The organism is Streptomyces sp. NPDC005402, assembly GCF_040606575.1.
Classification (GTDB): Bacteria; Actinomycetota; Actinomycetes; order Streptomycetales; family Streptomycetaceae; genus Streptomyces.
On the sequence record NZ_JBEXFB010000001.1, the window covers coordinates 39,793 to 60,710 of the forward strand.

At 71.9% G+C, this 20,918-nt stretch carries 14 protein-coding genes; 9 read left to right on the forward strand and 5 right to left on the reverse strand.

What is annotated here, in order from left to right:
- Positions 1 to 43: 43 nt before the first annotated feature.
- Positions 44 to 2,983, forward strand: coding sequence for an AAA family ATPase (locus ABZT02_RS00215; RefSeq protein WP_356012640.1), 2,940 nt, complete (start codon positions 44 to 46; stop codon positions 2,981 to 2,983).
- Positions 2,984 to 2,990: 7 nt separating this feature from the next.
- Here ABZT02_RS00215 and ABZT02_RS00220 read toward each other — a convergent pair whose 3' ends face one another.
- The 4 genes from ABZT02_RS00220 to ABZT02_RS00235 are packed head-to-tail and all read right to left on the reverse strand — an operon-like array spanning position 2,991 to position 9,542.
- Positions 2,991 to 4,196, reverse strand: a complete 1,206-nt coding sequence (locus tag ABZT02_RS00220; protein ID WP_356012642.1) for an SGNH/GDSL hydrolase family protein — start codon at positions 4,194 to 4,196, stop codon at positions 2,991 to 2,993.
- Positions 4,193 to 6,535 (reverse strand): glycoside hydrolase N-terminal domain-containing protein, encoded by a 2,343-nt coding sequence (locus ABZT02_RS00225; RefSeq protein ID WP_356012644.1) that lies wholly within the window; start codon positions 6,533 to 6,535, stop codon positions 4,193 to 4,195. Before ABZT02_RS00225 ends, ABZT02_RS00220 begins: the two co-directional genes overlap by 4 nt.
- 20 nt (positions 6,536 to 6,555) lie before the next feature.
- Positions 6,556 to 8,334, reverse strand: coding sequence for a CBM35 domain-containing protein (locus ABZT02_RS00230; protein WP_356012646.1), 1,779 nt, complete (start codon positions 8,332 to 8,334; stop codon positions 6,556 to 6,558).
- A gap of 29 nt (positions 8,335 to 8,363) precedes the next feature.
- On the reverse strand, positions 8,364 to 9,542 hold the full coding sequence (locus ABZT02_RS00235; RefSeq protein ID WP_356012647.1) for an ROK family transcriptional regulator: 1,179 nt from the start codon (positions 9,540 to 9,542) through the stop codon (positions 8,364 to 8,366).
- A 190-nt stretch (positions 9,543 to 9,732) separates the two neighbouring features.
- On the opposite strand from ABZT02_RS00235, the gene ABZT02_RS00240 reads away from it, so the two are divergent.
- The 7 genes from ABZT02_RS00240 (at position 9,733) to ABZT02_RS00270 (ending at position 18,308) form a co-directional block, all read left to right on the forward strand.
- Positions 9,733 to 10,923: a serine hydrolase domain-containing protein gene (locus ABZT02_RS00240; RefSeq protein WP_356013643.1), complete on the forward strand. Its 1,191-nt coding sequence runs from the start codon at positions 9,733 to 9,735 to the stop codon at positions 10,921 to 10,923.
- 68 nt (positions 10,924 to 10,991) lie between these two features.
- Positions 10,992 to 12,554, forward strand: coding sequence for a CAP domain-containing protein (locus tag ABZT02_RS00245; protein WP_356012649.1), 1,563 nt, complete (start codon positions 10,992 to 10,994; stop codon positions 12,552 to 12,554).
- Positions 12,555 to 12,623: 69 nt separating this feature from the next.
- On the forward strand, positions 12,624 to 13,301 hold the full coding sequence (locus ABZT02_RS00250) for an AIM24 family protein (protein WP_356012651.1): 678 nt from the start codon (positions 12,624 to 12,626) through the stop codon (positions 13,299 to 13,301).
- 171 nt (positions 13,302 to 13,472) lie between these two features.
- A complete protein-coding gene (locus ABZT02_RS00255) occupies positions 13,473 to 14,513 on the forward strand; it encodes a tetratricopeptide repeat protein (protein WP_356012653.1) in 1,041 nt (346 codons plus the stop codon).
- A complete protein-coding gene (locus tag ABZT02_RS00260) occupies positions 14,510 to 15,484 on the forward strand; it encodes a polyprenyl synthetase family protein (protein ID WP_356012655.1) in 975 nt (324 codons plus the stop codon). Before ABZT02_RS00255 ends, ABZT02_RS00260 begins: the two co-directional genes overlap by 4 nt.
- Positions 15,485 to 15,556: 72 nt before the next feature.
- Positions 15,557 to 16,516, forward strand: a complete 960-nt coding sequence (locus tag ABZT02_RS00265) for a threonine/serine dehydratase (protein WP_356012657.1) — start codon at positions 15,557 to 15,559, stop codon at positions 16,514 to 16,516.
- 157 nt (positions 16,517 to 16,673) lie between these two features.
- On the forward strand, positions 16,674 to 18,308 hold the full coding sequence (locus ABZT02_RS00270) for a serine/threonine-protein kinase (RefSeq protein WP_356012659.1): 1,635 nt from the start codon (positions 16,674 to 16,676) through the stop codon (positions 18,306 to 18,308).
- Here ABZT02_RS00270 and ABZT02_RS00275 read toward each other — a convergent pair.
- On the reverse strand, positions 18,300 to 19,730 hold the full coding sequence (locus ABZT02_RS00275; RefSeq protein WP_356012661.1) for a serine hydrolase domain-containing protein: 1,431 nt from the start codon (positions 19,728 to 19,730) through the stop codon (positions 18,300 to 18,302). The two genes, ABZT02_RS00270 and ABZT02_RS00275, sit on opposite strands and share 9 nt — an antisense overlap.
- 86 nt (positions 19,731 to 19,816) lie before the next feature.
- Between ABZT02_RS00275 and ABZT02_RS00280 the strand changes: the two genes are divergently transcribed.
- Positions 19,817 to 20,788, forward strand: a complete 972-nt coding sequence (locus ABZT02_RS00280; RefSeq protein WP_356012663.1) for an LLM class F420-dependent oxidoreductase — start codon at positions 19,817 to 19,819, stop codon at positions 20,786 to 20,788.
- Positions 20,789 to 20,918: the final 130 nt, after the last annotated feature.

The window sequence follows — 20,918 nt, forward strand, 5'->3', positions numbered from 1 at the left end:
GCAGGTCGCACCACTGTCAGTTCCGAGTGCCAGGATGTATTTCGTGTCGCAGATCTCCACCAGTACTCCGCTGATCGGCCGGGAAGACGAGCTGACCCGGCTGTCCGGTGTGCTGGAGCGTGCCCGCGGCGGGGAGGCTCGGGCGGTGCTCGTCGCCGGGGATGCCGGGGTCGGCAAGACACGGTTGCTGGACGAGATCACGGGGCGGGCCGCGGCGGCCGGGATGACCGTGCTCGCGGGGCACTGTGTCGATCTCGGTGACGTCGGGTTGCCGTATCTGCCGTTCACCGAGGTGCTGGGGGTGCTCGCGCAGGACGAGCGGTTCGCCGGTGTCGTCGCCGCCTATCCGGTGGTGGAGCGGCTGCTGGGCGGCGGCTCCGCCGGGGACTCCGGTGGGCGGCTCCGGTTGTTCGAGGGGATCGCAGGACTGCTCGCCGATCTCTCGGACATCGCTCCCCTGCTGCTGGTCCTGGAGGATCTGCACTGGGCCGATCAGTCGTCCCGGGATCTGCTGCGGTTCCTGCTCAGCCGGGGGATCCTCCAGCGCTCGGCGGGCGGAGCTCCCACGCACCGGCTGGCCGTCCTCGCCTCGTACCGGGCGGACGACCTGCACCGGCGTCATCCGCTGCGTCCGCTGCTCGCCGAGCTCGTGCGGCTGCCCGCCGTGGAGCGGCTGGAGCTGCGGCCGATGGCCGACGCCGAGGTGGCCCGGCTGGTGCGGGCCCTGCGCGAGGGGCCGCTGCCGGACACCACCGTTCGGCGGATCGTCGAGCGGGCCGAGGGCAACGCGTTCTACGCCGAGGAACTGCTCGCGGCCACCGGGAGCGGGGAGGGCGGGGTACCCAGCGGGCTCGCCGATGTCCTGCTGATCCGGTTCGAGCAGCTCTCCGACACCGCCCAGCAGGTACTGCGCACCGCCGCCGTGGCCGGGCGGCGCGTGGAGCACGACCTGCTGCGGGATGCCGTACGTCTGCCCGAGGACGAGCTGGAAACCGCCCTGCGCGAGGCCATCGGGCGGCAGCTTCTGGTGCCCGGTCAGGCGGACACGTACGCGTTCCGGCACGCCCTCGCCCGCGAGGCCGTGTACGCCGATCTGCTCCCCGGCGAGCGGGCGCGGCTGCACGGGGCGTTCGCCCGGCTGCTCGACGGGCGGGGACATCGCGCCGAGAGCGCGGCGGAGCGGGCCCATCACTACCGCGAGAGCCATGACCTCGCCTCCGCGCTCGCCGCCTCCCTGGAGGCCGCGGACCACGCCGAGCGGGTGGGGGCGCCCGCCGAGGAGCTACGGCACCTGGAAGCGGCCCTCGACCTGTGGTCGGCGGTCGAGCCCTCCGCGCGGCCCTCGGGCGAGGGGGCCGACCGGGTACGGCTGATGCTGCGGGCCTCGGCGGCGGCCGCGCACACCGGCGAACTGCACCGGGCGGTCTCCCTCACGCGCGCGGCGCTCGCCGGTGTGGGACAGGAGGCGGACTCTGAGCTCGCCGCCCGGGTGCGCTACACACTCGCCGGGAACCTGATGACCGTCGACAACCTCACCGCGGCCTTCGCCTACAGCAGCGAGGCTCTCGACATGATCCCCGCGGATCCCCCGTCCCGTACCTGGGTGTGGGCCGCGGCGACCCATGTGCTGGCGGCCCGCCACGTCGGGGAGAACGAGACCGCGCTGCGGGTCGCGCGGCAGGCCCTGGACACGGCGGAGGAGCTGGGCGTGACCGACGCCCAGGCGGACCTGCTGATCTCCCTCGCCGTCGTCGAGGGCGGCGGCCGCCGGTCGGTGGAGGGCCGGGAGCGGTTGCGGCGGGCGCGGGAGCTGGCCCGCAGTTCGGGCAACGCGCCGGTGGAGATGCGCGCGCTGTTCAATCTCGCCATCGGCACCTTCGAGTCCGGGCACCTGGACGACTGTCTGCCCTGGATCACGGAGGGACTGGACCGCGCCCGCAGGGCCGGGCTGCTGTCGTCGCCGTATCCGATGGAGATGCGCTATCTCCATCTGCTGGTGCTGTACACACTGGGCCGCTGGGACGAGTGTGTCCGGACGGCGAGCACCGATGCCGAGGTGCTGCCCGTGGCCGGTGGGTACCGGGTCGCGCCCGCGCTGTACGTGGCGCTCGCGCGCGGTGACTTCAGTGCCGCCGACCGGGCCCGGACGCTGCTGGAGGGGCCGTTCGACTGGATGGCCACGCTCGTCGCGGGCATCGCGCTGACCGAGGCGGCGGTTCTGCGGGGTGACGCGGAGGCGGCCGTGGAGCGGATGCGGTCCACCGTCGCGCTCCTCACCGACGACACCGGCACGCCTCCCCACGTCACCGTCCGGCTGGCCGCCCTCGCGTTGTCCGCGGTCGCCGACCGGGCCACCGATCTGCGTCTCGCAGGAGACCGGGAAGGAGCACGCCGGTGGGCGGAGACCGCGACCGAGCTGCTGGCGCCGGCCAGGGCCCTCGCCGTGCACGGCGGAGTGCCGCAGGGCCCCGAAGGACAGGCCTGGCTGGCCCGGGCCGAGGCCGAGTGGACCCGTGCCGTATCGGGGCCGGACCCCGAGGCCTGGGCGAAGGCGGTCGCCGCGTTCGACTTCGGTGACGTGTACGAACCGGCGCGCTGCCGCCTGCGGTACGCCGAGGCGCTGCTCGCCGCCGACCGGCGTGAGGAGGCCGCGGTCGAGGCGCGGGCGGCTCGTGAGGTGTTCGCACGGCTGGGTGCCACGCTGCTGCTGGACCAGGTGGACGAGCTGATCCGGCGCGGCAGACTGACCGGGACCCCGCCCACCGCGTCGCCGCTCACGGCCCGCGAGCAGGACGTGCTGCGGCTGCTCGCCCGGGGACGCAGCAACCGCCAGATCGGCGAGGAACTGTTCATCACCGGCAAGACGGCCAGCGTGCACGTCTCCAACATCCTCGCCAAACTGGGCGCGGCGAGCCGCACCGAGGCCGTGGCCGTCGCCTACCGCGAGGGGCTGATCGCCCCGGAGACGACGGCCCACGGCTGACATTCCCTCAGTGGCGTGCGCACTCCAGGCTGTTCAGGTCGACCGAGTCCGCCATGGCCTGCATGCCCTTGTCGTTGGGGTGGATGTGGTCCCCGCCGTCGAAGACGGGCAGCATCCGCTCGTGGTCGTAGGGGCTGCGCAGGACGCGGTCGAAGTCGGTGACCGCGTCGAACTCGTCGCCGTGGCTCCTGATGAAGTCGTTGACCTCCTTTCGTACGGACTCCGCGGGCGCGTCCCACTCGGGCCAGCCCTTGAAGGGGGCGATCGTGGAGACGACCACGCACTTGCCGGCGTCGTGGGCCCGGTCGACGATCTCTCGGTAGCCGGAGATCAGATCCGCCGCGGTGACACCGCTGTGGGCCTTGAGGTCGTTGACGCCTTCGAAGAGGAACACGGTGTGCACGCCCGGCTGGGAGAGCACGTCCCGGTCCAGCCGGTTCAGGGCGCTCGGCCCGGCGCCGTCGGCCAGCACCTTGTTGCCGGAGATCCCCTCGTTCGCCACGCCCTTCACCGTGGTGTGCGCCTTCTGCAGGCGCCGGGCGAGGTAGTCGGGCCAGCGGCGGTTCCGGTCGGTGGTGGACTGCCAGCCGTCGGTGATGGAGTCGCCGAGCGTGACGACGGCACCGGCGGCTGCGGGTGTGCGTACCGAGACCGCGTCGAGGTAGAACCACGACCCGATGCTCTCGGTCCAGTGGGCGCCGCTCTCCTCGGCAGCGTGGTCGCCCCGGGTGGCGTACGACGTCTGCAGGGCCATCCAGTGGCCGGTGGCCGGCCCCTCCGCGTCCGGGCTGTGGAGGCTGACGACCAGGTTCGACCCGGCGGCCAGCGTGCCGGGCAGCGGGTCGCTGTACACCGTGGCGCCGGGTTCCACGGTGACCGAGGACGAGCCGTCGAAGGTGAGCCGCCGGTTGGTGCCGCGCACCAGCGCCGCGTCCTTGAGCTGGAGGCCGGCGTAGACGCTGTCGAAGGTGACCGGCTGGTGGCCGAACGCGTTGGAGAGCCGGACGCGGGCGTCGCGGCCGCCGACGCTGGTGTGGACGACCATGCGGTAGCCGCGGTCGGCGGCCGAGTCGCCGATGGGGTAGGCGCTCGCGCCCCAGGTGATCACGCCGTCGGGCGGGCTGACGGCGGCCGGTGCGGGCGTGGCCTGGAGGGCCGCGGCCGCGACCGTGACGGCCAGGAGCCGGGCCCGGCGGGCTGTCCGGCGCCTCATCGGCCGAAGCCCTTCAGGGTGACCGTGGCTCCCGGCTTCAGCGTCACCGTGCGGGCGCTTCCCGCGTGGGCGACCGTCGTGGTGCGGCCGCCGGTACTGCGGATCCGTACTTCGGTCGGTATCCCGTCCCGCCAGCGTAGGTCGACGACGAAGCCGCCCCGTGCGTTGGCTCCGCTGAGGGAGCCGGAGGCGGCCCAGGCGTCGGGCAGGGCCGGCAGGAGTTCCAGGTGGCCGGGGCGGGAGTAGAGCAGCATCTCGATCATCGCTGCAGGAGTACCCAGATTCGCGTCGATCTGAAAGATTCCGCGGCCCTGTTCCACCTGGTAGATGTCGAAGAGGTTGAAGGCGGTGCCGTTGCTGCCTCCGCTGGAGGGGCGCAGGTTGTTGACCACGAGCTGGTAGGCGTTGTCGGCGTTCTTGAGGCGGGCCCAGCACAGGGCGCGCCAGGCGTTGGCCCAGCCGAAGCTCTCCATGCCGCGTGCGGTGAGCAGGGCGGTGGCACCCTCGACGATTCCGGCCGGGGTGGAGCCGTCGGGGCGGATGCGGTCGCCGGGGAAGAGTCCGACGAGGGGGGACAGGTGGCGGTGGGTTCTCTCGCCGAGGTTGTCGGGGGACATCCACTCCTCCAGCCAGCCCGTGGTGGGGCTGACCTGCGGGAGGTAGAGGCGTTTGCGGAGTCCGGCGATCGTGGCGGCGAAGCTCGTGTCCTTCTTCAACTCTGCCGCGGCCGTGCAGTAGTTCCCGAACAGGGCCCATACGAGTTCCTGGGCGTAGGTGATGCCCTTGGCGTCGAGGGGTCCGTGCTCGGGCGACCAGTCGCTGTCGGCGACGAGGACCTCCCGTGAGGTGCCCGGGAGGGTCATGGTGAGCAGCCGGGCCTCCCAGAACTCGCAGGCGCCCTTCAGCAGCGGGTAGATCTTCTCCAGGTGGGCCCGGGAGGTGGTGAACTCGTAGTGCTCCCAGAGGGAGTTGCACAGCCAGGCGTTGCCCGCGGGATGCCACCACCAGCCACCTCCGCCGAAGGGGTTGGTGGAGATGGCGACCGTCCAGCCGGCGTTCTTGCCCGTGGAGTTGCGGTAGCGGTTGCGGGGGTCGTTGAACAGTCTGCGGGTGAGGTCGGTCCAGGACGGGAGTTGGTCGACGCAGTAGTCCGTGAAGGCGTCGAAGCACTGGGACAGGCCGGCCCGGTCGGTGGCCCAGTAGTTCATCTGGATGTTGATGTCGGTGTGGTAGTCGCCCATCCAGTCGGGGTCGTTGCCGTCGAGCCACAGCCCCTGCAGGCCCAGCGGCAGGCTGCCGCGTGAGGCCGCGATCGTCAGGTAGCGGCCGAACTGGAGGTACTGGGCCTCCAGTTCGGGGTCCGGAACGCCGTCCCTGGCGCGTGCACGGATCCGCTCCCAGGTGTCGAGGGAGCGCTGCGCGGCGGAGGAGGTGCCGAGCGAGAGGTCCAACTGCGCGAACAGGGCGTGATGGTCGGCCGTGTGGGTGCGCACCAGGGTGGTCGCCGAGTGACGGGCGGCCGCGCGGACCTTGGTGCGGGCGAGCTTGTGCGGGTCGAGGGACGGGTCGCGGAAGTGCGCGGCGGCGTCCGGCGTGTAGTTGGTGCCTCCGCTCAGGACGACGGTGAGCTCCCTGCACCCGGTGAAGCCGATGTGCGAGCCCTCGACGGTGACGCTGCCGCCGGAGCCGTACGCCGCGATCGCGGCCCCGTAGCGGAGGCCGTTCGGGAGGGTGGCCCCGAAGGAGACCGCGGGCTCCTCGCCGTGGGTTCCCTCCAGCGTGATCGTGCCGGTGTAGCGGCCTCCCCCGCCCTGGGTGAAGTGGAGGACGATGACGTCGTCGGGGTGGCTGGCGAAGATCTCCCGTCGGTAGGTCACGCCGGAGCGGACGTACGACGTGGTGTTCACGCCCCGGTCGAGGTCGAGGGTGCGGCGGTAGCCGGAGACGGCGGACAGGTCGTGGTCGGGGATGTCCACGGTGAGCCGCGCCAGCAGGGTGAAGGAGCCGAAGTCCCCTCGCCCGTACGGGAACTGGCCGTCGGCGTCGAGGGTGTCGTTCAGGCCTCCGGTCCACATCGTGGCGTCGGTGACGAGGAGGAGTTCACGGCCGGGGTCGTTGCTCACGAGGGCGCCGAGGCGGCCGTTGCCGACGGGCAGGCCCTGTTCGATCATCGAGTGCTCGTCGGCGGGGGCCTGCCACCAGAGCCGGTGGCGGCCGTCGGTACCGAGGGTGGGTTCGTCAGCGGGTCTTTGCGGTGCCGCGGTAGCCGTGAACGTGGGCAGGGCGGCGAGCGCGGCGGTCAGTGCGAGGACACCGCGTCTGGAGGGGGCGGGGGTCATGGCGGCTCCTGGTGGCTCGGTCAGGACTTCGGTACGTCGACCCGGTCGATGTCCGGCGCGTAGCCGGTGCCGCTGTCGAAGGTGATCGTGTTGGCGCCGGCCTTGAGTGTCACGGGCACGTACACGGCGGCCACGGTGCCCCAGTCACCGGTGGCGGGGAGCTTGTGGCGGGTGGCGCCACCGCCGTTGGCCGAGATGTCCACCGAGCGGGCGTCACCGCTGATGTAGGAGATCTTGATCTGGTAGGTGCCGGCCTTCGCGACGGAGACGTCGTTGAAGGTCAGCTTGCCGGCGAGGTACAAGTTGCCGACCTTCTTCCCGTCGGAGCAGGCGGAGCAGTCGGCGACGGAGGCGTTGCCGCCGAGGGTGTTCGCGGTGGATTCCGCCTCGTATCCCGTGAGGGCGACCGCGGTACCGCGCGGGGTGACCGTGAACAGACGCGAGCCGTGGGCGGGCAGGGCCTGGGTGACCTTGTTCTTGTAGGTGCCGAGGTTCTCGTGGTTCCAGAGGTCCCGGACGGACGCCTTGCCGGTGAAGCCGAGGGTGGTCCAGTCGGCGGTGACGGAGGCGGGGGCGTCGGCCAGGTTGAACAGGGCGACGGTGTAGGTGCCGTCGGGGTTCTTCGCGGCCCAGACCTGCTGGGGGTCGGACGGGGTGACGGGGTGTGCGGGCGGGTTGGGGCCCTGGTCGATCGCGATGACCTCGCGGTTGGTCAGCAGGGAGAGGCCGTAGGAGTCGAGGCGGGTGAGGTCGTCCCCGGTGTAGAGGGGGGACTTGGCGATGGCCCACAGGGTGGCGTAGCTCTGCCGTTCCGCCTTGGTGAGCCCGTCCATCTGGCCGTTGCCGACGTCGAGGGAGTCGAGGTCGTTCCAGCCGCCGGGTCCGGCGTGCCGGGTCCAGGCGGGGGTGTCGTCCCAGCGGTCGTCGACGGAGTTCTCCCAGCTGACGAGGGTGTTGCAGTAGCACTCGACGTCGGTGTCGATGCGCCAGCCCTGCGAGTACTTCTTCCAGTCGGCGGCGTGTCCGATGTCGAGGGACCAGGAGATCTCGAGGTGGATCGGGCGGCCGGTGGCGGCGATCGCCTTGTTCCAGGCGGCCACGTCGGCAACGTTGTCGTACTGGTCGCCGCTCTTGCCGGAACCGGGGCCCACTCCGTCGAGCTTGAGGAAGTCGTAGCCCCAGCCGGCGATCAACTGCGCCTGGGAGTCTATGTACTTCTCCGTGCACGGCTTGGAGAAGTCGAGCTTGTACGCGCTGTCCCAGCCGTTGGTGGTGCGCAGGTCGCCGTAGACGATGTCGGCGGTGGTGCAGCCGTCGGCGTTCCAGATCGGCGTCTTCCCCTCGCCGTACGCCGCCTTTTCCAGGCCCGCCGGGAGGTAGATGCCGGCTTTGAGGCCCTTGGCATGGATGCGGTCGGCGACGGCCTTCATGCCGCTGGGGAAGCGGACGGGGTCGGGCTTCTGGCGGCCGTACTGGTCGAACCCGGACTTCCAGGTCTTGTCCATCCACCAGCCGGCGTCGATGTTGACGTATTCGTAGCCGTACTTCTTCAGCTTGGCGGCCAGGGCGTCGGTCTGCTTGAGGATGTTGGCCTCGGTGAGGTAGCTATAGTCGCCGTCCGGGTTGAGGCCCGGGTACTTGGAGGACTGCATGCTCCAACTCGACCAGCCCATGTAGGGCTTGGCGGCGAGTGCGGGCGCGGGGGTGTCGGCGGCGTGGGCGGTGGGGACGGCGACCGCGGTGAGAGCGAGCACCAGCAGGGCTCTGGCGGGCATGGCGAAGTACGAGGATGACCGCATGGGTCGTACCTCCAATGGGGTGCGGGTTCTTATCGGCTCGTGTCCGGGCCGATGAAGGACTGGATGGCGGTGGCGGCGGCGCCGCGAGCCCACTCGTCGAAGGGCAGCGGGTGGGTGCGGACGTCGCACTGGGCGGCGGAGCCGAAGGCGGCCGCGACGAAGGCGTCACGGATCTGCTCGGCGAACAGGTCGTAGGCGGCGAGTCCCTCGCCGGAGATGATCACGCGTTCGGGGCCGAGGAGGTTGGCGACGGTGGCGATGCCCCGGCCGATCGCCTCCCCCGCGCGCGCGTACACGTCCCGGGCTCCGGCGACGCCTTCGCGGGCCAGGGCCAGGGCCGCTTCGGCGTCGGGGAGTTCGGCGCCGGTGGCCTCGCGGATGTGCCGGACGATCGCGGCCTCCCCCGCGATCGCCTCGACACAGCCGCGGTTTCCGCAGTGGCAGAGCGGGCCGGAGGGATCGACGGTCACATGCCCGATCTCGCCGGCCACTCCGTGCGCCCCGGCCACCACGCGGCCGTGCACCACCAGCCCACAGCCGATGCCGGCGCCCACGGTGACCACGGCGAAGTCGGACAGGCCCACCCCGGCGCCGAACCACTGCTCGGCGACCGTCAGGGCGCGCACGTCGTTGTCGACGGTGACCGGCAACCCCGTGGTCATGGCGGCGAGTTCGGCGAGCGGGACGTCGCGCCACTCCAGGAACGGCGAGTAGCGGACGGTGCCCTCGCCCCTGTCGACATCGCCGGAGACCGCGATACCGAGGCCCAGGACCGCGGCCGTGGAGCCGTCCGCCTCGGCGAGGAGCCGCTGGACGAGCTCCGTGATGCTCGCGAGCACGGTTTTGGGGTCGCGGTCGGGCAGCGGCAGATGGCGGGCGACGCGGATACGGCAGCACAGGTCGGTGAGGACTCCGATGATCTCGTCGCCGGTGATCTTGAGGCCGATGAACAGGGCCCGCCCTCCGTCGACCCGCACAAGGTTCGCGGGCCGGCCGAGCGCCGGGCGGGCCTCCTCGTCCACGCCCTCCACCAGGTAACCGGCCTCGATGAGCGGGCGGACCGCCTTGGTGACGGCGGCCGGGGACAGGCCGACGCGCCGGGCCACCTCCAGGCGGGGCAGGGGGCCCTGGGACAGGACGGTGGTGAACACCTGTGAGGCGGCGGGTGTGTTGGCGGGGAACGTCTCGGCGCGTGGGGTGGGGCGCATGGCCGGGAACTTAGAGGGATTCTTTTCCTTCGTCAATAAAAGAAGCAGGATTGCTTGCGTGCTTCCGAAGGGACTCCTGTGCCGCCAGAGCGGTCAATCATCACTTTTCGTGTTCTTCACAGCGATACTCACCGTATTCGTACCAGAACTGACGGATCGACAGGAGATCAGCCGGATGGCATCAGCACGAGTGGTGGTCGGGACAGTGGCCGGAGCGGTCCTGCTGCCCCTTCTCGCGGTCCCCGCCCACGCCGAGTCGCCCACCGCACCCGCGGTGGATCTGACAGGTCTGGGCGGTGTGCTGCTTTCCGCGCTGACGCAGGGCGCGCCCGGGTCCATGGCCCGGATCGACGACGGGAACTCGGTGTACCGGGTCGCGACCGGCGTCGCGGACCGCGGGAGCGAGCGGACCATGAGCGACGCAGACCGGTTCCGTATCGGCAGCGTCACCAAGACCTTCACCGCCGTCGTCCTGCTCCAGCTGGTCGACGAGAAGAAGCTGGAACTCGACGCGCCGGTCAACCGGTATCTGCCCGGGCTGCTGCCGGACGACCGGATCACGGTGCGGCACGTCCTGGGCCACCGCAGCGGCCTGTACGACTACACGAACGACATGTTCGCCAAGACGGTCCCGGGGTTCGAGGCGGTCCGCAAGCAGGTCTTCACACCGCGGGAACTGGTGAAGCGCTCACTCAGCCGACCGCGCACGAACGCGCCGGGCGCGGCGTACTCGTACTCGAACACCAACTTCGTGGTCGCCGGGATGCTCATCGAGAAGCTGACCGGGAACGCGGTGCGGACCGAGTACCAGAACCGGATCATCGAGCCGCTGAAGCTGCGCGACACGTTCTATGTGCACCCCGCCATGAAGATCCCCGGCCGTCACGCCCATGGCTATCTCACCCCGGACCAGGCCAGCGCCCCGCTCGTCGACGCGACCGAACAGACCGTGTCGTGGGCGCAGAGCGCGGGCGCGCTCATCTCCAGCACCCGTGACCTGAACACCTTCCTGTCCGCCCTGCTCGGGGGCCGGCTCACCTCGGCCGCTCAACTGGCGCAGATGGAGCGGTGGATGCCGTCGGGGACCGGTCAGGCCTACGGTCTGGGGCTGCGCCGTCGCGATCTGTCCTGCGGGGTCTCGGTGTACGGCCACACCGGTGCCGTCCAGGGCTTCTACACCTACGCGTTCGCGTCGAAGGACGGCAAGCGCGCTCTTGCCGCGGTCGCCAACACGTCCAACAACGGCGCGGTCCTCAACACGATGTTGCGCACCCTGGACTCCGTGTTCTGCGGCAAGGCGGTCAAGACCGTCAAGGCTCCGCGCGGCAAGGCCCCGGTGGAGCGGCACGAGGACGTGGCGCCGGCACGCACGCTGGACTGAGCACGGGGCGGGAACCCCTGCGCCCCGGTGTGCGTTTTCCCAGCGAACGACGACATCAGGGCGGCGCGATGAGCGAGTTGGTCCCCGGGGGCAATCTGCCCCTCCCCGAAGGGGCCGTCAGCGTGCGGGTGTCCGGCCCCTTCGACGTGTCCGCCCTCGTCACGGACGACGGCGGCAAGGTCCGGGACGACGCGGACTTCGTGTTCTACAACCAGCCCTCCGCCCCCGGCGCCCGCCTCTCCGGCGACACGCTGACCGTCGATCCCCGGCGACTGCGCGCGGGTGCCACCAGGATCACGGTGGTCGTCACCCCGGCCGACTCCGGCACTCCCCTGGGCCGGCTGCCCGCCCCAGTCCTGCAGGTCACGGGTGCGGGCGGTCGCCCGCTGGCCCGGTTCGCGCCACCGCGGCCCCGGCAGGAGACCGTGCTGCTGCTCGCGGAGATCTACCGGCGGGGGGACGCCTGGAAGCTGCGGGCGCTCGGGCAGGGGTACGCGGACGGGCTCGCGGGGCTGGCACGGGACTTCGGGGTGGACGTCGTGGACGACACACCCACGGCCGCGGCGCCTTCCGCGTCGCTCACGGCACCGGGGAGACGAGGGACCGCCGCTCCCACGGTCCGGACACCCGCGGCATCTGGGGCACACCCTGCGGCTGGTCCCGTGGTCCGGACACCGACACCCCCGGGGACGCCCCCTGCGGCCCCTCCCCCTGGCCGGACACCCACCGCACCGGGAGCGCGCCCCGCCTCCCCTCCCGCGGCACGGACACCCACGGCATCGTCCACCGCCGGTCCGCCGCCTCCCAACCGCCCCGCACCTGCACCCCGCACCCCCGCCCCCGCTCCTTCCCCCGACCTCGCCGCCTTCCTCACCCTGGTCAACTCCGCTCGCGCCACGGCCGGTTCACCCCCGGTCGCGCTCGACGCCCGGCTCACCGACGCCGCCCGCGCCCACGTCTCGGCCATGGCCTCCGCGGGCCGGCTCGGTGTCGAGGGCCCCGACGGCGTGTCCGTCTTCCAGCGGCTCACGGCCACCGGATACGCGTACATCACCGTCGGTGAGCACCTTGTCTCCGGCCCCCGGAACCCGTCCGAGTTCGTCGAGTACTGCCTGCGCACCGAGCAGCCCCGCCGGACCCTGCACGACCCCGCCTTCAGCCACGTCGGTCTGGCACACACAGCCGATGGTCGTTCCGGCGACACGTACTGGACGGCACTGTGGGCCCGGCCGCTCACCCCGGCAGCCCTGACACGGACCGTCGACGAGGTCGTCGGACTCACCAACAGGGAGCGTGCCAGGGCCGGCCTGAGGCCACTCGGCGTCGATCCCCTGCTGGCCCGTGCCGCGCAGGCGTACAGCACCGACATGGCGGTCCGCGCCTTCTACTCCCACACCTCGCCGGAAGGTACCCAGCCCTGGGACCGGGCCGCCGCCGCGGGTTCCACCCGCCGCTCGATCGGGGAGAACATCGCGTGCGGCCAGCGCTCGGCCACCGAGGTCGTCGAGGGCTGGATGAACAGCCCCGGTCACCGCGCCAACATCCTCAAGCCCGACTTCACCCACATCGGCATCGGGTTCGCGGGCGGCGGCCCGGCGGGCACGTACTGGACCCAGCTGTTCGGGGCCTGAGCGGACCGCAGAAACACGAGTCGCGCCGCGATCTTGGCGGAGGGGATCCCTCCGGGCCAGGATGCCCCCATGAAGGGTGACCTCTTTTCCAGTGAGCACATGGTGCAGCCGGCCACGCAGCCGGGCATGACGGTCGAGAACTCCAAGTGCATCAGGTACGCGGTGCACGGCGAGATGCTCGCCCGCCAAGGGGCGATGGTCGCCTACCGCGGCAATCTCCAGTTCGAGCGCAAGGGCCAGGGCGTCGGCGGCATGCTGAAACGGGCCGTCACCGGCGAGGGGCTCCCGCTGATGGCGGTGCGCGGACAGGGCGAGGCCTGGTTCGCGCACGAGGCCCAGAACTGTTTCGTCGTCGACGTCGAGCCGGGCGACGAGTTCACGGTCAACGGCCGTAACGTCCTGTGTTTCGACGCCTCGCTGGCGTACCGGATCTCGACCGTGAAGGGCGCGGGCATCGCCGGCGGCGGTCTGTTCAACAGTGTCTTCACGGGCCACGGCAGACTCGGCCTCGTGTGCGAGGGCAACCCGCTGGTGATCCCGGTCTCGCCGGAGTTCCCGGTGTACGTCGACACGGACGCGGTCGTCGGCTGGACGGCGGGCCTGGGCACCTCGCTGCACCGTTCGCAGTCCATCGGGTCGATGCTGCGCGGCGGTTCCGGGGAGGCGGTGCAGCTGATGCTGCAGGGCTCGGGATACGTCGTCGTACGGCCGAGCGAGGTGACCCCGCAGAAGGCGCAGCAGCACTGACGCCCCAGGCAGTGATCTGCGCCTCACAGGCAACCCGTCCGGCTCCGTCCACGTCTTGACCGGCAGCGGATGACGCCCCGGCCCGCGGGCCGGGGCTCATTTTCGACGCACTATGCACACCATGTATACACAGCACGTATAGATGAGGTGTATACGGACGGAAAGGCACGCATGTACGGCAAGGCATTCGCCCCGGAGTACCAGGGCGCGCTCACCACTCTCTCCGTGAACTCCTCGCTGGACGAAGTGCTGGCCGCCGGCACCGAGCAGTTGAGGGCGGCCGAGCAGGCCGGACGGCACGGGGAGGCCGCGCGCTCGGGACTCGCGGTCGCCGAGGCGCAGCGCAGGCTCGGCCGGGTCGCCGACGCCGACCTGGCCTGGAAGGCGAGTTACCGGGCCGCCCGCCGCGCCGGGGACACCGCGGGGATGGCCTGGGCGCTGTGGAGCGGCGGCACGCTGGCCCGTCAGCGCGGCGGATTCGCCCTGGCCCGGCGGCTGTTGGGGCTCGCGGCCGAGCTCGGCGAGCGTGGCGGGGATGTCGTGGTGCGCGGTTACTCGCTGGCGGGGCTGGCCGAGACCGGCCGTATCCAGGGGGACTACGAGGCCGTCGGCCGGCTGCACGAACAGTTGCTGGCCGAGGCCAGGCGGCGCGGCGAGGCACGGCACACCGTGTGGGCGCTGTCCGGCATCGCGCAGATGCACCGCAACACCGGGTCCTACGACACCGCGTTCGCGATGTTCGAGGAGGCTGCTCAGATCGCCGCGGGCGCCGACGACCGGCGCGGTCACGCCTGGGCGCTGCGCGGGCTCGCCGACCTCGTCTCCGTGCGCGACGGCGACTCCGAACGGGCCCTCGCCCTGCTCTCCGAGGCGGAGACGACGTGCCGGGAGATGAACCTGTCCAGCGCGCTGGCCTACAACCACAAGATGCGCGGCAACGTCTACTACCGGGCCGGGCGTTACTCCGAGGCCCGCGGCCTGTACGAGCAGGCGCTCGCCGAGTTCCGCGCCATGAGCGAACCCCGCGGTGAGGCCCTGGCCCGGCTGGGGCTCGCCAAGACACTGGCCCGCCTGGGCCGCGACCGCGCCGAGACGGCGGCCGAACTGGACGATCTGGCACGCGTGTTGGAGCGGACCGGGCTGCGGCACGCACAGGAGATGGTGACCCGGGCCCAGGACGAGTTCGGCGTGCGGGCGGAGGCGGTACGGTGACCACCGTCGTCGCTCCCGAAGTCCTCATTCGCTGCCGTGAGTTGGTGCAGCCCGCTCTCCAGGAGGCGGTCGGCGGACTGCACCCCTGGGTGAGCGAGATGGCCGCCTACTCCTTCGGCTGGTGTGAAGTGGGCGGCGCCCCGGCCGTGGCGTCCGGCGGCAAGGGGGTACGGCAGGCGCTCGCCGTGCTGGGTGCCGAGGCGGCCGGCGCGCCCGGACGAGCCGGGGTGCCCGCGGCGGTCGCGGTGGAGCTGGTGCACGTCTTCTCGCTGCTCCACGACGACATCATGGACGGCGACCCGGCCCGGCGCGGTCGCCCCACCGTGTGGAAGGCGTACGGCACAGGACCGGCAGTTCTGGCGGGCGACGCCCTGTTCGCCCTCGCCGTCGAGACCCTGGCCGACGCGGGCGCCGACGCCGTACGGCTCCTGTCCGCGGCCCTGTCCGACCTGGTGCGGGGGCAGGCGGACGACCTGCTGTTCGCCACGCGGCCGTGGACGGGACCGGAGCGGGTGCGGCCGGAGGAGTACCGGGCCATGGCCGAGCACAAGACCGGGGCACTGCTGGGTTGTGCGGCGGCGCTGGGCGCTCTGCTGGGCGGGGCGCCCCCGGCCACGGTGGCCGCGCTGGACCGGGCCGGACGGCATCTGGGGGTCGCGTTCCAGATCGTCGACGACGTCCTCGGCATCTGGGGCGATCCCCTGGTCACGGGCAAGCCCGTGCACGGCGATCTGCGGGAACGGAAGAAGACGTTCCCGGTGCTCACCGCGCTCGACTCACCTGCTCCCGCCGCGGCGCGCCTGGCCCGGCTCCTGGAGTCGGACGGGGCTCCGCAGGAGATCGCGGCCCTGATCGAGGAGTGCGGCGGCAGATCGGCCGCCCTCGCCGAGTCCCGCCGTCACCTCGCGTCCGCGGAGACGGCGTACGAGCTGCGTCCGTTGCTGGACTACCTCCTGCGGCGTGATCTCTGATGCCGAGTTGACCTGCACCGTCCGCGGGGACAGGGTTCGAGAAGAGCTCTCTCCCCGCCGGAAGGAACCGTCTTGATCGGGATCACGGACATCGAGCAGCAGGCCGGACTGATCGCCGGGCACGTCGTACGCACCCCGACCCTGCCCAGCCCCGGTCTGTCCGCACTGCTCGGTGCGCCCGTCACCGTCAAGCTCGAACTGCTCCAGCGCACCGGCTCGTTCAAGGCGCGCGGGGCGACGGCCAAGCTGCTGTCGCTGAGCGAGGCGGAGCGGGCGGCCGGGGTCGTGGCGGTCAGCGGCGGCAACCACGGGATCGCCCTCGCCCACATGGCGGCGGCACTCGACGTCAAGGCGACGGTGGTCATGCCCCGCTCGGCGCCCGCCCGGTCCGTGGAGATCGTGGCGGCGGCCGGGGCCTCGCTGCGGCTGACCGACGACATGGCCGGTGCCTTCTCTCTCGTGAACCTCTTGCGGGACGAGGGGCTGACGCTGGTCCACCCCTTCGACGACCCGCTGGTGATCGCGGGGCAGGGCACGGTCGGGCTGGAGTTCGCCGACGACGCGGACGACCTCACCGACGTCCTCGTCAGTGTCGGGGGCGGTGGCCTGATCGCCGGGGTCGCGGCGGCGCTGCGGGCGCGTCGTCCGGGTGTCCGGGTCTGGGGTGTGGAGACCGAGGGCGCCGAGGCCATGTCCCAGGCGCTCGCCGCGGGCGGCCCGGTGCCGGTCGCGCTGTCCTCCGTCGTCTCCACGCTGAGCGCCCCGTCCGTCTCCCAGCTGACCTACGACCATGTGGCGGCCCTGGTCACCGAGGTCCTCGTGGTCCCGGACCGGGAGGCCGTCCAGGGCTGTCTCGATCTCGCCGACCACGCCAAGGTGTGGGGCGAGCCCGCGGCCGGGTGTCTCCTGCCCGCCGCGCGGAGGGCGCTGGAGCGGGTCGGCGACGACTGCCGGCTGGGCCTCGTCGTGTGCGGCGGCAACGCGACCACCGCCGATGTCATGGCCTGGGCCGGGCAGTTCGGGCTGCGGTGAGAGTCCTGCCCGACTCCGCTCGTTCTACTGACTCGTGAGTCAGAAAATGAACGACCGGAAAGCGGATTCCATCGGTTGCTCTTTTGATTGAACACACCCCGCCGCACCCGCCGTACCTCTGTGAAAGGTGAGAGCCAGGGGTTCAGCGAGGGATGACATGGTCAAGGCGCACGTCTCCACACACGAGTTGGTCGCCGGACGGTACCGGCCCCTGGACGTCCTGCACCGCGAGACCAACCGGACCTGCTGGTACGGCGAGGACGCCGCGGCCGAACGCCCCTGCCTGCTCACCGAGATCGGGCTGCCGGCCGGCACGGACGAGGAGACCTCGCTGCGCACCGCCGCGGGAGTCGTCCGGATGTCCAAGACCATGCGGTTGCTCTCCCCCGGCCGGATCGCCGCGGTCGTGGACGCGGTGGCACAACAGGGCACCCTGTGGACCGTCACCGAGCCGATCGACGGCATCCCGCTGGGCGAACTCCTCGGCCGGCAGGGGACGTTCGACTACGTGCGGGCGGCCCGCATCGGCCTGGAGCTGCTGGAGGTGCTGGAGGCGGCGCACGGTGAGGGCATCACCCACGGCGAGCTGAGTCCTGGCCAGGTGTTCGTGCACCACCAGGGCTCGGTGATCGTCACCGGCTGGGGCCTGGCCGGCGCGACCCTCGCCCCACGGCTGTCTGCACCGTCGTACGCCTCCCCCGAACAGGCCCGGGACGAGCGCATCGGGCCCGCCGCCGACCTGTGGGCGCTCGGCGCGATCCTCTACACGCTGGTCGAGGGACGTCCGCCGTTCCGTGACCGCGACCGTCCCGCGGCCACCCTGAAGGGGGTCGACCGGCTCCCGCTGCGGGCGCCGGTGCGGGCCGGGCCGCTCACCCCGACCGTGCAGGGACTGCTGCGCAAGAACTCCCAGGAACGGCTGAGCCGCACTGCCGTGCGCAACGCGCTCCTCCGCGTCCTCGACGAGGATCCCGAGGCGGCCCCGCCGGAGGAGCCCAGGTCCCGGCTGCGCGTCCTGCCCGGCGTGGCCCCGGGCCGCAGCAGCCGACTGCTCATCGCGGGGACCGCCCTGGCCGTCGTCACGGTCGCCGCCGCCGTCCTCACGGTCACCAAGGCGCTGCCCGGCGACGACAGTTCGACAACCGGTGAGGCGCCCGCCCCGTCCGTGTCGGCCTCCGCCTCCGCGCCCGCCCCGGCGCCTCCGGTCCCCACCCCGTCGGTCACCGCACCCGGCAGCCGCACCGACGAGAGTTCCGGCCCGCCCCCGACTCCCGTGCCCACACCCACGCCGAGCAGGACGGCCACGCCCACCGCGGGCACGGGACTGCCGCCCGGATACAGCGAGTACCGCTCCCCCGAGGGGTTCTCCCTCGCCCTCCCCAAGGGCTGGAAGCCGCTGGGGACCTCGCGCCAGGAGGGCCTGGCCTACCGCGTCACCTTCGGCGCCTCCGGCGACCCGCGCACGCTCGCCGTGACCTACAGCAAGGCCGTCGGCACGGACGCCGTGGCCGTGTGGCGCGACGACGTGGAACCGGAACTGAAGGACCACCCGGGCTACGAGCGCCTCGGTGACATCCGCGCGACGACCTACCAGGGCCGCGAGGCCGCCGACATGCAGTGGGTCGAGGACGTCGACGGCACCCGCGTGCGCACCTTCGGCCGCGGCTTCCTCATCGGCGAGGGCCGCGGCTACTCGCTGCGCTGGACGACCCCGGCGGCCGACTGGAACGACGACGCGAACCAGGAAGCGCTGGACACCTTCCTGAGCACCTTCCGCGCGCCCTCAGACTGAGCGCGGCGCCCGCATCCGCCGCAGCGGACCGGCGTGCAGAGGCTGGGTGCGCCAGCGCGCGGTGAACGTCCGGTCCCCGAGCGAGCACGTCACCAGCAGGTGGTGCGGGGTCTCCAGGAACGCCAGGTCGACCACGAGGGTCTCCGCGTCCGTCCAGCCGCCGCTCACCGCGACGGGCAGGGGCTCGTCGACGACCGTCCAGCCGCCCTCCCCGGTTCCGAACCCCAGTTCCAGCCGTTCGCCGTCGTCGACGAGGGTCACCCGGCCGCCCGGATCCACTTCGACCGCGGTCAGGGTCGGCTGGCCGGCGCACCTACCGCCGTGGGGGGTGAAGGCGGCGGTGTGCCAGTCCTCCGCCCGGTCCGCCGGGGCGGGCTTGCCCTCGGCGGGCGGCAGGGCGAGCCGTGTCAGACGGCCGGCCAGGGCCGCGTCCGCCGCCTCACCGCCGGGCAGCGGGTCTACGCGGAAGGCGGGCAGCAGATGCTCCCAGGCCAGGTCCAGGACCTTCTGCATGTCCACGGTCTCCGAGGTGATCGCGAGCACCGCGTCCTGCTCGGGCAGCACCACACAGAACTGCCCGTAGGCCCCGTCCCCGCGGTAGCCGTGCCGGGCCATCCAGAACTGGTAGCCGTAGCCCTGCTGCCAGTCCGCCCAGCCGCCGACCAGCGGTGCCTCGTGCGCGATCTGGATCCGCGTCGCCTCGGCCACCCACGACTCGGGCAGCAGCCGCTCGCCCTCCCACACCCCGCCCCGCAGATACAGCTGGCCGAGCCGGGCGATCGCGTCGGTCGTGGCGTGCAGCCCGCTGAAACCGAGCTCGCGGCCCCTGCGGTCGGGGATCCAGGCCACCTCGCCGATGCCGAGCGGCTCGAACAGCCGGGGCCGCAGGTACTCGGTGAGCTTCTGGCCCGTGACCCGCTGGACGATCGCGGCGAGGGTGTAGGTGGCGGGCTGGTTGTAGGCGAAGACGGTGCCCGGGTCCTGGTCCGGCGGGACCAGCAGGAAGCCCCGCACCAGCTCGTCGCGGTCCAGTGCGCGTGCCCGGTCCAGCGTCTCCTCCGCATGGCCGCTGGCCATCGACGCCACATGCCGTACGAGCATCGCGCGGCTGCGCGGGTCGGTGACGTCGGCCTCGAACTCCGGGAAGTACGAGATCACCGGGTCGTCCAGCCGGATCAGCCCCTCGGCGACGGCGAACCCGGCGGCCGTGGCCGTGAAGCTCTTGCTGAGCGAGTAGAGGAGCTGGGGCCGCTCCGGGGCGTACGGGGCCCACCAGCCCGAGGCCACGACCTGGCCGTGGCGCAGCAGCATCAGGCTGTGCGGCTCGAGGTGCGGTTCGGCTTCGAGGGCGTCGAGGAAGGCCTGGATGCCGGCCGCGTCGACGCCCTGGGCGGCGGGGGTGCTCATGGGCAGGGAACTCATACGCGCATCCTCCCCCGTGCACCGCTCTTGATCGAGAGGGTCTCGGAAGCCCGTTTTCCCCTCCGGTCACCGGGGACTCGGATCCCATGGTGCAAATCGGATACACGATGATGACCGAGCAGGCCGGCCCCCGTGAGCTGGTGGGCCATGTGGTGCGGGCCGAGGAGGTGGGTTACGACTTCTCGGTGACCTCGGACCACTACTTTCCCTGGCTGCGGTCGCAGGGACACTCGCCGTACGCCTGGAGCGTGCTCGGGGCGGCCGCCCAGGCGACCTCGCGCATTCCGCTGATGACGTACGTGACGTGTCCTTCCTTCCGCTACCACCCGGCGGTGGTGGCGCAGAAGGCGGCGACCATGCAGCTGCTCTCCGAGGGCCGGTTCCGGCTGGGACTGGGCTCGGGCGAGAACCTCAACGAGCATGTGGTGGGCGGCGGCTGGCCGTCGGCCGACGTACGGCACGAGATGCTGGAAGAGGCGGTGGAGATCATCCGCGCGCTGTTCGCGGGCGGCCATGTGAACCACCGCGGAACCCACTTCGACGTGGAGTCGGCCCGGCTGTGGGACCTGCCGGACGAGCCCCCGCAGATCGGTCTGGCCGTCTCCGGCGAGCAGTCGTGCGCCCTGGCCGGCCGCCTGGCCGACCTCGTCATCGCCACGGAGCCCAAGGCGGGCCTGCTCGAAGCGTTCGACCGCAACGGCGGCGAGGGCAAGCCGCGGGTGGGGCAGCTGCCCGTCTGCTACGACCCCGACCGGGACACGGCGATCAAGCGGGCGCACTCCCAGTTCCGCTGGTTCGGCAACGGCTGGAAGGTCAACTCCGAGCTGCCGCACCCCGACTCCTTCGAGTCGGCCACCCAGTTCGTCACCCCCGACGACGTGGCGGCGTCGATCCCCTGCGGCGACGACCCCGACGCCTTCGTCGAAGCCGTACGTCCGTACGCGGAGGCCGGCTTCACCGAGATCGCGCTGGTGCAGATCGGCGGCGAGTCCCAGCCCGAGTTCCTGGACTGGTCGGAGAAGACGCTGCTGCCCGCGCTGCGCGACACGTTCGCCTGAGCGTGCGACCACCGGGGCGGTACCCGGGGGTGCAATAGGCTTCCGACCCGCACATCGTGCGGTCCGAACGAGCCTGCCCAGGAGAAGCACCCGTGACCCTAGCGATCGACCCGTCCGACACGTCCTCCGA